Below are 12,329 nucleotides of genomic sequence, written 5' to 3'. Positions count from 1 at the left end.
GGAAGCCAAAGATGGCGGCAACCTGAAACGCTACAGGGTCGCCAACCTGACCGCACAGGCCATCAATTTTCGCATTGGCACCTTCACCAGTACCATTGATGCCAGCAAGCTGGACGGTAAGCAGGCATGGCAGGTCACTTTTACCCTGCGGGAACATTTATCGGTGTCTGAAAAACGCGATGCCCGTGCAGCCGGCACTGTTTCGGCCAGGAAACAAACCGGAAAAGGCGGCAGCACCGCAGCCAGGGAAGAGCCGGAAAAATTAAGCTGGTTTGAGCGTGAGGTTCTAAAACCGATTAATGATCATATCGGGGGCAGTTAATGAAACCCCTGTAGCGAGCCGCGTAAATTGAAAAAGCGCGTCATTTAAATTGATAAAATTTCTGCGCCGCGCTTTTTATCAAAATATGTGATTTATTTTAGCTGTTCTTGTCTGGTTTTCTCTATTGGTAAATATTTATAAATAGTAGATAGGGAAACATCGTAAATCAGCGATAGCTGTTTACGTGTGTGACCTTTTACCAGCAATCTAGCCGCTTGTTGTTGTTCAGCAACTGACAATGCTACCGGTCTGCCTCCAATCCTCCCTTGCGCACGAGCAGCTATTAATCCAGCGATTGTCCTTTCAACTATCAATTCCCGTTCCATTTCTGCCAGTGCACTCATGACGTGAAAGAAAAATCTCCCCATAGCTGTACTGGTATCAATACTATCAGTCAGACTCTGAAAGTGAATACCTCTCTCGTTTAAATTAGAGACCAAATCGACCAGATGTTTTACACTACGTCCCAGTCTATCTAGCTTCCAAACAACTAACGTATCTCCTTTTTTAAGTTGTCTTAAAGCCCGCTTTAAACCGGGTCTGTTAGTTGTTTTTCCACTTAATTTATCCTCAAAGATTTGTTCACAATTTATACTCATCAAAGCATTTTTTTGTAAATCGCTGTTTTGGTCATTTGTTGACACCCGGATATAACCGATCTTTGACATGTAAATTCCGTCGCCGCACATAGAATAAATTGTATTTATCAAAATTAGCTCTATGTGTGAGTGTGCGGAAAACCTCACGCTGACTTACAGTGCTTCCATCTGTATAGATCACTCAGACGGCTTTTTAGATCAATTAACGTTCAAAATGAGTGTTTGTAGGAATGTAGAAAGAAACGAGTGAAATGCAGTCAATTATTGACTATAAAAGGGGCTAAATAAACCACATGTTTTGATAAAAAGCGCGGCGCAGAAATTTTATCAATTTAAATGACGCGCTTTTTCAATTTACGCGGCTCGCTACACACAATATGGCCCTCCCTATGCAATTATCAATAACGCTGGAATTACACAAGATGCATTACTGATAAATATGAAAGAAGAAGAGTGGCACAATGTGATTTCCACCAATCTTTCCTCTGTTTATTTAGTCAATCACGCATTTCTACCTGAAATGCTCACTGCTGGAGAAGGTTGTATTATCCACATGAGCTCAGTCACCGCGTTTAAAGCTAACTCAGGGCAAGTTAACTACGCTGCAACCAAAGCCGCTATGATCGGCATTACCCGCTCATTAGCCGTTGAAGTTGGCCGATTTAACATTCGCGTTAATGCAGTCGCTCCAGGCTTGATTGATACTGAAATGTTAGATCATATCCCTGCACCACATAAGAAAAAACTATTATCCAATATTCCACTAGGTCGTTTAGGGTCAGTGGAAGATATTGCCCTGACAATCAATTTCTTGCTCAGCCCCGGAGGACGTTACATCACCGGGCAAACATTTGTTATTGATGGGGGAATGGCGGCCTGATCCATTTAAGCAATTGGCATCAGTGGTTACGTATTCATAATCCAACTGTTATTTGTACCCAGAAAAATATTCTGGGTACTGACATCCTATGCCATTAGCCATAAATCACACCATCTGGTAGCTAACCGGCATCTCAGGTAAATGTTAATAACTATGATAAATAATTTCAATTTTAATAATATATTTAGCATTAAGTGCTAAATATCATAAATTTTAAATTCATCAATGCTAATAAAACTTGACCTTGAAGTCGACTCCAAGGTGTTTAATCAAACGCAAATACATTAACAAGAATAATTTATTTTTGATCGCTGTTATGGGAGAGGGAACATGGCCGAAGAAATACAATCACCTCCACTTAGTGAGAAAAAGTCAAAACGTAAGTTAGCGCTGCTCCTCGCAACTCTCTTATTTGTTTTTGCCGGATTAAGTTACTTCACTTATTGGTTTGTTGCACTGCGCCATTATCAAACTACTGATGATGCTTATGTTGTCGGTAATCAAGTACAAGTCATGGCACAAATCACAGGGAGCGTAACCACTATCTATGCCGATAATACCGACTTCGTCCAGCAGGGAGACACTCTGCTACGTTTAGAGAGTATTGATGCAGAACATGCCTTTGAACGAGCAAAAGACACTCTGGCTAATCATGTCAGACAAACCCACCAGACCATAATTGATAATGAAAAATTGCTGGCTAATATTGAGCTCAAACAAACTGTATTACAGCAAGCTCAGGATGATTTGAAACGACGCGAACATTTGGGAATAACAGGCGCTATCGCCAAAGAAAATCTCATTCATGCCCGTAATAGCGTTCGAATGGCAAAGTCTGAGCTGAATGTTGCCCGGCAACAGTATTATGCTAACAAAGCATTAATTATAGATACCCCATTAGAACAACAACCAGCCATTAAACTTGCCGCTTCTCAACTCCGGGATACATGGTTAACGTTACAGCGTACTCAAATTGTAGCACCCGTAACAGGCTACGTTTCACGCCGTAGTGTTCAGGTAGGATCGCAAATAAAAAGCGGCTTCCCGCTGATGGTTATCGTGCCTGCTAATCAACTCTGGGTCGAAGCTAACTTCAAAGAGGTTCAACTTGCCAATGTGCGTATTGGTCAACCAGTAACCTTGATTAGCGATTTCTATGGTAGTGATGTTACTTATCAGGGCCGAATAGTAGGTCTTGATATGGGTACTGGCAGCGCATTTTCCTTACTACCCGCCCAAAACGCCACCGGTAACTGGATAAAAGTGGTCCAACGTTTGCCTGTCCGTGTTGAACTGAATGCACAACAACTTATTGATCATCCTTTACGCATCGGTTTATCCATGCACGCCACTGTCGATACCAGAAATCGAGATGGCCTGGCACTTGCCGATATGCCTCGCAATGGCATTGTTTATGAAACCAACGTCTTGTCTTATAACACCGGAGAAATTGATCGACTAATTAACGAAATCATTCAAGTTAATACCAGCCAAAATGAGTGAGGTTAACATGCTAAAAGAGCCACTATCAGGAGCCAAACTTGGCTGGCTAACCCTGGCTTTAGCATTAGCCGCTTTTTTACAAATATTAGACCTAACCATTGCTAACGTCGCAATATCGACAATTGCCGGAGATTTGGGTTCTTCGGTATCTCAGGGTACCTGGGTTATTACTTCATTTGCTGTTGCCAACGCGATTTCTATCCCATTAACTGGCTGGTTAGCTAAGCAGTTTGGCGAAGTTCGTGTTTTCTTAATTTCAATGATCTTGTTTGTGATCACTTCCTGGTTGTGCGGTATTGCTAATAGCCTGGAAATGTTGATTATTACCCGCATTTTACAAGGTGTCTCAGCCGGGCCAATTATGCCCCTTTCACAAAGCTTATTACTAAACAACTACCCTCCACTAAAACGAAATATGGCGCTAGCAATGTGGTCAATGACTATTGTTGTCGCTCCGGTTTGTGGTCCCATACTCGGTGGTTGGATCAGTGACAACTATCATTGGGGATGGATCTTCCTCATCAATGTCCCGGTCGGCTGCGCCGTTATCGCTATCACTTGGGCGCTATTAAAAAATCGAGAAACTGAAATAAAGATCAGACCAATTGATGGCGTAGGGCTGATTTTATTGATTACCGGTGTCGGCTGTTTTCAGTTACTGCTTGACAGAGGGAAGGAACTTGACTGGTTCAACTCAACAGAAATTATTGTATTAGCAATTATCGCGGTTATTGCCATTACTTTCCTGATCATCTGGGAACTGACCGATGATAATCCGATCATTGACTTATCACTATTTAAATCACGTAATTTTACTATCGGTACTTTATGTATCAGTCTAGCCTTCTTACTCCACATCGGCACTTTGGTTCTGCAACCCCAGCTATTACAAATGGTCTTCGGTTATACGGCCACTTGGGCAGGATTGGTAATGGCCCCATTAGGGATAGTGCCGATAATACTTGCTCCACTGATTGGCCGTTTTAGTTCAAAAATCGATATGCGTTATTTAGTGATGTTCAGCTTTATCATTTTTGCACTCTGTTTTTTCTGGCGGGCTTATACCTTCGAACTATCAATGGATTTTGCTACCGCTGCCTGGCCACAATTTATTCAAGGCTTTGCTATTGCCTGTTTAATAATGCCACTAGCAGCCATTATATTATCCGATGTCGAACCTGCTAAAGTCGCCTCTGCGGGTAGCCTATTTAACTTCCTACGCACTCTGGCAACATCCGTGGGAACCTCAATTACCACTACCATGTGGTCCCGCCGTGAAGCTGTCCATCACGTTCAGTTAACTGAAGCGATAACCCCACATAATCCCATTGCTCAGCAAGCCTATCAGAAAATGGAGCAGTTAGGGATGTCACAAGCTCAAGCTAGCAGCTCCCTGGCGCGTGAAGTCACTAATCAAGGATTGATTATTGCCGCTAACGAGCTTTACTGGCTATTTGGCTTTGTTTTTCTGATCTTACTGTTGCTTATCTGGCTGGCAAAACCCACAATTGGAGAGAAGAAATAGACAATAATAAAAAAACTTGTCAAAAATTCATGGACATTGAATAGTAATAACGCCAGAACCAGTTTAGAGCTATTTCCAGTGGAAATCTCAGCGAATACTCAGCCTTGTTAAAATAGCACCCGAAAAGGTGCTATTTTGTTGTTCTATAGAGCATATTTACATCATCAAAACGACCTATTAACCTGATACCTGACCCATTAAGAAAAATTTAAATGCGGGAGTATCCGTCTCATCGTGATATTCATAGCCCAACGCATCAAGGTGACGTTTAAAACGCACTTCTGTCCCTGACAACTCGAATGCTGCTAGTACTCGGCCATAATCTGTACCATGATTGCGATAATGGAATAACGTAATATTCCAGTAAGTTCCTAAAGTTTGTAGAAATTTCAGCAAAGCACCCGGCGATTCAGGGAATTCAAAACTAAACAAACGTTCTTTTAATGGCTTAGATGGACGCCCCCCAATCATATAACGGACATGTAATTTCGCCATCTCATCATCTGAAAGGTCTGCAACCAGATATCCTTCAGCTCGTAATTCTTCAATGATCTCTTGTCGCTCCATCTCACCACGGCTCAGACGAACACCAACGAAAAGACAAGCTTGATCAGGATCAGCATCCGTATAACGGTAGTTGAATTCGGTTACCGCTCGATCACCCAGTTTCTGGCAAAAGCGCAGAAAACTGCCTTTCTGTTCAGGAATAGTCACAGCCAACAATGCTTCCCGATGCTCTCCCAGTTCACAACGCTCAGAGACATAACGTAATCCGTGGAAGTTCACGTTAGCACCAGAAAGAATATGCGCCAACCGCTCACCTTCGATCTGATACTGCTGGACATACTTTTTCAGCCCAGCCAGTGCCAATGCACCAGATGGCTCCGCAATAGCGCGCACATCTTCAAACAGATCTTTTACGGCTGCACAAATGGAATCACTGTCCACCGTAATAACATCATCTACATATTGCTGACATAAACGAAAAGTTTCATCACCGATACGTTTAACAGCAACACCTTCAGCAAACAAACCCACTCTTGGTAAATCTACCGGATACCCAGCTGCCATTGCTTCTTTCAGGCAAGCAGAATCTTCTGCTTCCACACCAATAACTTTGATTTCTGGCATCAATTGCTTAATCAATACAGCAATTCCAGCAATCAATCCCCCACCACCTACAGGCACAAAAATTCGATCCAGATGTACATCCTGTTGCAAAAGTTCCATCGCCAGGGTCGCCTGACCTGCAATGACATCTGGATGATCAAACGGAGGAACAAATGTATAGCCTTCCTGCTGTGCCATTTCTATCGCTTTGGCTTTAGCTTCATCAAAATTGACGCCATATAACAGGACTTCCCCCCCAAGACTACGGACCGCATCGACTTTGATATCCGCAGTGGCAATCGGCATAACAATCAGAGATTTAATTCCCAGGCGATTAGCAGACAGAGCAACACCCTGAGCATGATTACCCGCGGATGCAGTAATCACACCCCGCTTTTTTTGTTCTTCAGTCAAACCCGTAATCATGCTGTAAGCACCACGAAGCTTAAAGCTGTGAACAGGCTGCCGGTCTTCCCGTTTTACCAAAATAATATTTCCCAAACGGGCCGAAATTTTATTCATTTCCTGCAAGGGAGTTACCTGAACAACCTCATAAACAGGAGCGCTTAATGCAGCTTTTAGATATTCCGCACCACTTGGTGCGGAAGTTAAGGGAAGAAATGCAGCCATACAATTATCCCCCTAACTTAGATTTATCGCGAACAGCTCCCTTATCCGCACTAGTCGCTAATGAAGCATAAGCTCGCAAGGCAAAAGATACCTGACGTTCACGGGATTTTGGAGTCCACGCTTTATCACCGCGGGCCAGCTCCACCTCTTTGCGGGCAACAAGTGTACTTTCATCTACATCAAGCCGAATTTTCCGCTGCGGAATATCAATATCAACAATATCGCCATCTTGAACCAAACCGATCAGGCCACCATTAGCCGCTTCTGGAGAAACATGGCCGATAGACAAACCAGATGTACCACCGGAAAAACGACCATCAGTAATCAATGCGCAACTTTTACCCAACCCCATAGATTTTAGATAAGTCGTCGGATACAGCATCTCCTGCATTCCTGGCCCACCTTTTGGTCCTTCATAACGAATGACGACTACATCACCAGCAACAACTTTTCCACCAAGAATCGCATCAACGGCATCTTCCTGACTTTCATAAACTTTGGCTGGTCCACGAAATATCAGGCTCCCCTCATCAACCCCGGCGGTTTTTACAATACAACCATCCACAGCCAAATTACCAAACAAAACCGCCAGACCACCATCCTGGCTATATGCATGTTCAATGTTACGAATACAACCTTCTGTACGGTCTATATCTAAAAAAGGCCAGCGACAATCCTGTGAAAATGCCTGAGTAGTACGAATACCCGCCGGGCCTGCTGAATACATTTTCTTCACTGATTCATCTGTCGTCTGCATCACATCATATTGATTAAGCGTTTGTAGCAAATCCAAACCCAAAACATTTTTAACCTGACAATTCAACAGACCCGCTCTATTCAACTCACCTAGAATACCAACCACACCACCAGCACGATGGACATCTTCCATATGATATTTTTGTGTACTTGGCGCAACTTTACATAGATGAGGAATCTGACGAGACAAACGGTCAATATCCGCCATAGTGAAATCAACTTCTCCTTCCTGCGCTGCTGCCAGTAAGTGAAGTACAGTATTAGTTGAACCTCCCATTGCAATATCCAGCATCATCGCATTTTCAAATGCGGCTTTCGTTGCAATATGGCGCGGTAGAGCACTGTCATCATCTTGCTCATAGTAACGCTTAGTCAGCTCAACAATACGCTTGCCTGCGTTTAGAAATAGCTCCTTGCGATCTGCATGAGTCGCCAGCAACGAGCCGTTCCCCGGCTGAGACAGACCCAACGCTTCTGTCAGACAATTCATAGAATTAGCAGTAAACATTCCTGAACAAGAGCCACAGGTTGGGCAAGCGGAACGCTCAATCTGCTGGCTATCTTCATCACTGACGTTAGGGTTTGCGCCTTGGATCATGGCATCAATCAGATCAAGTTTGATAATCTGCTCCGACAATTTCGTTTTACCCGCCTCCATGGGGCCACCGGAAACAAAAATCACCGGAATATTCAAGCGCAGTGCTGCCATCAGCATTCCCGGCGTGATTTTGTCACAATTGGAAATACATACCATGGCATCAGCACAGTGAGCATTCACCATATATTCGACGGAATCGGCGATCAATTCACGTGATGGCAGAGAATAGAGCATCCCACCATGCCCCATTGCGATACCGTCATCTACCGCTATTGTATTAAATTCTTTTGCAACACCACCTGATGCTTCAATCTGCTCAGCAACTAATTTACCTAAATCCCGTAAATGAACATGTCCTGGGACAAACTGAGTAAATGAGTTAACTACCGCAATAATCGGCTTACCGAAATCTGCGTCGGTCATCCCTGTCGCACGCCATAACGCGCGAGCCCCAGCCATATTACGGCCATGGGTCGTGGTGGCAGAACGGTACTTAGGCATTATTTTTCACTCCCGTGTTATCAAAACAAACAGGCGGGGAACGAACCGCCTGTAAATTATTTATAGTTCTATTAAGAGTTTATTGGATCTAACCAACCCCATTTATCGTCTGTCTCGCCATTAAACAAGCCAAAGAACGCTTTCTGAATTTTCTTAGTGACAGGCCCACATTTACCGATGCCAACCTGAATACCATCAACACTACGAACTGGTGTGATTTCAGCCGCAGTACCAGACATAAACACCTCATCAGCCAGATACAGAGACTCACGCGACAGCACCTGTTCACGTATTTCCAGCCCTAAGTCTTTCGCTAGTTTAATAATGGCATCACGGGTAATACCTGGCAGTGCAGATGAAGTGAATGGCGGGGTGAACAGTATGCCATCTTTTACTTCAAACAAATTTTCACCGGCACCTTCAGAGATATAACCATAAACATCCAGTGCAATACCTTCCTGATATCCATGACGACGAGCTTCACTACCAACCAAAAGAGAAGATAAATAGTTACCACCTGCTTTAGCCGCAGTTGGCGTTGTATTTGGTGCTGCACGGTGCCATGAAGAAACCATAGCATCAATTCCTTGATCCAGTGCTCCTTCTCCGAGATAAGCCCCCCACGGAAAAGCCGCAATGATGACATCAGTTTTATAACCAGCGGGTGGATTAACACCCATACCAACATCACCGATAAAGACCAATGGACGTATATAAGCACTGACTAAATTATTTTTACGTAGAGTTGCCCGGCAAGCTTCCATCAACTCATCGACACTATGACTCAAAGGCATACGATAAATCTTTGCAGAATCATGTAAACGCTGCATATGCTCACGATGGCGAAAAACGACGGGTCCTTTATGAGAGTCATAACAGCGAATTCCCTCAAAAACAGACGTACCGTAATGTAAGGCATGGGACATTACGTGAACTTTAGCATCTGCCCACGGAACCATCTCACCATTGAACCAAATATAATCGGATTGCTTCGTCATTCTCTTATTCCTTATTTCTACAATTATGCACGTATTAGTTGTGATTTTTGTTGCAGGATCTTGACGCCAGCGACATCCACCAATTTAGTCAATTGCGAAGACAACAAATTAACAGGTCTTTGGCTGGCAACAATTAATTCGATATTAACATTATCGCCATCCATTGTTTGATCCATATTCATTGAACATATCTGAAATCCACGATGGCGCGTTACTCGTAAGATACGTTCTAATATTTCAGGGCAGAAACGAGCCTGAATTGCAAGTTGATGCTGCATCATAACGATTTCTCCAACATAGTTTCATTGCTTGCTCCGGGGGGGACCAACGGCCAAACATTCTCTAATTCTTCAATGGATACATGCAGTAAATATGGCCCTTTACTGTTGAACAATGCATCCAGTGCTTCATCAACCTGTGATTTTTCAGTGATATGTTGCCCAGGGATATCAAAAGCTTTCGCTAATGCGACAAAATCAGGATTATCTGTTAGTATCGTTTCGCTATATCGCTTATCAAAAAACAACTCCTGCCACTGCCGCACCATTCCCAATCGCTGGTTATCTAACAGTAAAATTTTTACTGGCAACTGCTTGCGTTTAATTGTCCCCAATTCCTGAACATTCATCATAAAAGAACCATCCCCAGATACGCAGATCACCATATCTTCCGGTCGAGCAATCTGGGCACCAATCGCAGCAGGGATACCAAGTCCCATAGCTCCTAACCCACTGGATGTAATGAAATTTTCAGGTCCATCAAAAGTCATATGCTGAGCGGTCCACATCTGATGCTGTCCAACATCAGTGGTAACAACCGTATTTAACGCTTTGCGGTCTGAAACCTGTTTTAGTAACAAAGGTGCGTAGATACTCTCGCTCTGATGGTCATAACACCAAGAATATTCAACTTTCATGCGCTGAACTTCTTGTTGCCAAGACATAATTGATAATGGCTGCTGTAAACGAGGTAATAACTCCTTCAAATCCCCGAGTAACGACACATGAGTCTGACGTAACTTACCTAACTCTGCCGGGTCGATATCCAGATGAATAACCTTTGCATTCGGTGCAAAAGTGTTAAGTTTGCCAGTCACGCGATCATCAAAACGGGCACCTGCGGCAATCAGTAAATCACATGACTGAACCGCCAAATTTGCTGCTTTTGTGCCATGCATTCCAAGCATTCCCAGATAATATGGATGTTCTACATCAGCAGCGCCCAGACCTTTCAACGTGGAAACAACCGGCATCCCTGTTTCTACGACAAAATCACGCAGAACTGAAACGGCCTGGGACATACCTACTCCACCACCAACATACAGCACAGGCTTTACCGCAGCGGCAACCATCTTCCGGGCCTGTTCTAATTCACTTTCCGCACAAAGACTCTCTTGCTCAACAGGAACCAAATATGGAGTCAAATTCCCCTCTTTCAGTTGAATATTTTTAGGAATATCAATCAAAACCGGGCCAGGTCGACCACTGGTAGCAATAGAAAAGGCTTTAGCCATAATTTGAGGCAAATTTTCCAGGGAATCCACTAAGAAACTGTGTTTGGTACAAGCAAGGGAGAGACCTAGAACATCGACTTCCTGAAAGGCATCTGTTCCAATAAGTTCAAAACTCACCTGACCGGTGATAGCCACAATGGGAACAGAATCTAACAATGCATCAGCTAATCCAGTGATTAAATTTGTTGCTCCTGGTCCCGATGTAGCGATACAAACTCCTGGTTTACCACTGGCTCTCGCATAGCCGATAGCAGCCATAACAGCCCCCTGTTCATGTCGGCAAAGCAAGTGTTCCACACCACCATCGTACAAAGCATCATAAACCGGCATGATCGCACCACCAGGATAGCCGAAAACCTTATCAACTCCCTGCGTTCGTAATGCTTTTACAACCCACTGCGCCCCATTCATTTTTCATATCCCCTGTGTTTACCTTGTGAGACAAAATTTTGTTCTGTTGTATGTTTTTGTCTCAGCCTGATTTTCACCTGCCGAAAAAAAACCCCCGCGCCTTTCGGTGCGGGGGTCTTCGAGAGATCTGGCTGTTTATCTAAGCCTGTCTTCGTCCAAGTGCAGCCCCGCACGGTGGGATAATAATCACCACCACGCTGACGATAACTAGGCTAATCACTTGGATAAATATGTTCATAATTCTGGTCGTTTAACTCGTTTGTTTTACGTATATTTAAGAGTTACCATGTTCTTCATAACTAAACAACATTTATTTTATTTTTTTACATCACATTAAAAAATATCTTTTATTTTCAATAGAATAAAAAAATCCAAATTATTTATCCAGAAAATAACCATCCTTAAGTGAGAAAAACCAACCCATTTCAGATAAGAACAAAATAATCTGTAAGAAATAAATAAGAAAATCAAATCATTCAACTATTATCGGATAAATATCTTATTATTAATCACCTGCGTGACAAAATTTTCTAATTATTAATAAATCCGAATTATATGAAATATAAATCTTAATTTCCGTATTAATAATATATTCGCTAAAATTTTAAATATGCCATTTCACTAAAAAGTCAATCTATGAACACTATTTAAAGAATATACCCAAGAAACTTCAAGATGCAGTTTTTAGCACCTGAAAATGGTCATTAATTCTCGATGTCAGCGAGTCCGCTATATCAGGTAGCGTTGTAGTGAAAAATTTGAACACTTTGTCTCGAAATTCCTGTTTATTAGCGAAATAACGGTTATTTCGAACCTGTTCATTCATGACCTTCCATAATCGCTCTATCGGGTTTAAATTGGGACTGTAGGGAGGAAGGTAATGTAACTCAATATTGCTGATATAAGCCCAGTCCTTCACAAGATGCGCTTTGTTGTAACCCGCCCCATCCACAATAAGATGAATTTTTTGATGATAGTCAGGA

12 protein-coding genes are annotated in these 12,329 nt (G+C 42.9%); 4 read left to right on the top strand and 8 right to left on the bottom strand.

Translation table 11 applies throughout. The features are described from left to right. Positions 1-322, top strand: a 322-nt coding sequence (locus tag BO26_RS17390; protein ID WP_036769686.1) for a baseplate complex protein, incomplete at its 5' end; no start/stop codon positions are given. 92 nt (positions 323-414) lie between these two features. On the opposite strand, the gene BO26_RS17385 is transcribed toward BO26_RS17390, so the two are convergent. Further along, positions 415-990 (bottom strand): recombinase family protein, encoded by a 576-nt coding sequence (locus tag BO26_RS17385; protein WP_036769688.1) that lies wholly within the window; start codon positions 988-990, stop codon positions 415-417. Positions 991-1,273: 283 nt separating this feature from the next. Between BO26_RS17385 and BO26_RS17380 the strand changes: the two genes are divergently transcribed. The 3 genes from BO26_RS17380 (at position 1,274) to BO26_RS17370 (ending at position 4,829) form a co-directional block, all read left to right on the top strand. Then, complete coding sequence (locus BO26_RS17380) at positions 1,274-1,801, top strand: SDR family oxidoreductase (protein ID WP_268870617.1); 528 nt, start codon at positions 1,274-1,276, stop codon at positions 1,799-1,801. A gap of 330 nt (positions 1,802-2,131) precedes the next feature. After that, a complete protein-coding gene (emrA, locus tag BO26_RS17375; protein WP_036773677.1) occupies positions 2,132-3,304 on the top strand; it encodes a multidrug efflux MFS transporter periplasmic adaptor subunit EmrA in 1,173 nt (390 codons plus the stop codon). A gap of 7 nt (positions 3,305-3,311) precedes the next feature. Continuing rightward, entirely contained in the window at positions 3,312-4,829 is a 1,518-nt protein-coding gene (locus BO26_RS17370; RefSeq protein ID WP_036773676.1) for a DHA2 family efflux MFS transporter permease subunit, read from the top strand. A 177-nt stretch (positions 4,830-5,006) separates the two neighbouring features. On the opposite strand, the gene ilvA is transcribed toward BO26_RS17370, so the two are convergent. The 7 genes from ilvA to BO26_RS17340 all read right to left on the bottom strand — a co-directional run. Continuing rightward, positions 5,007-6,569 (bottom strand): threonine ammonia-lyase, biosynthetic, encoded by a 1,563-nt coding sequence (gene ilvA / locus BO26_RS17365; protein WP_036773669.1) that lies wholly within the window; start codon positions 6,567-6,569, stop codon positions 5,007-5,009. Positions 6,570-6,573: 4 nt separating this feature from the next. Continuing rightward, on the bottom strand, positions 6,574-8,424 hold the full coding sequence (gene ilvD, locus BO26_RS17360) for a dihydroxy-acid dehydratase (RefSeq protein ID WP_036773668.1): 1,851 nt from the start codon (positions 8,422-8,424) through the stop codon (positions 6,574-6,576). A 71-nt stretch (positions 8,425-8,495) separates the two neighbouring features. Next, positions 8,496-9,422 (bottom strand): branched-chain amino acid transaminase, encoded by a 927-nt coding sequence (locus tag BO26_RS17355; protein WP_036773667.1) that lies wholly within the window; start codon positions 9,420-9,422, stop codon positions 8,496-8,498. A 23-nt stretch (positions 9,423-9,445) separates the two neighbouring features. After that, complete coding sequence (gene ilvM / locus BO26_RS17350; RefSeq protein WP_015836239.1) at positions 9,446-9,703, bottom strand: acetolactate synthase 2 small subunit; 258 nt, start codon at positions 9,701-9,703, stop codon at positions 9,446-9,448. Further along, the gene (gene ilvG / locus BO26_RS17345) at positions 9,700-11,346 is read right to left on the bottom strand and encodes an acetolactate synthase 2 catalytic subunit (protein ID WP_036773664.1); all 1,647 of its coding nucleotides are present in this window, start codon (positions 11,344-11,346) and stop codon (positions 9,700-9,702) included. The genes ilvM and ilvG overlap by 4 nt, the downstream gene beginning before the upstream one ends. A gap of 139 nt (positions 11,347-11,485) precedes the next feature. Beyond that, positions 11,486-11,584 carry an ilv operon leader peptide gene (ilvL, locus tag BO26_RS22395; RefSeq protein WP_072023296.1) on the bottom strand — a complete coding sequence of 33 codons (99 nt, stop codon included), beginning with the start codon at positions 11,582-11,584 and terminating at the stop codon, positions 11,486-11,488. Between the two features lie 432 nt (positions 11,585-12,016). Next, on the bottom strand, positions 12,017-12,329 hold a 313-nt coding region (locus tag BO26_RS17340), incomplete at its 5' end, for an IS630 family transposase (protein WP_036771144.1).

Origin of the sequence: Photorhabdus australis DSM 17609 (assembly GCF_000711895.1) — a bacterium.
Lineage (GTDB): Bacteria > Pseudomonadota > Gammaproteobacteria > Enterobacterales > Enterobacteriaceae > Photorhabdus > Photorhabdus australis.
This window is presented reverse-complemented; position numbering and strand designations above follow the sequence as displayed.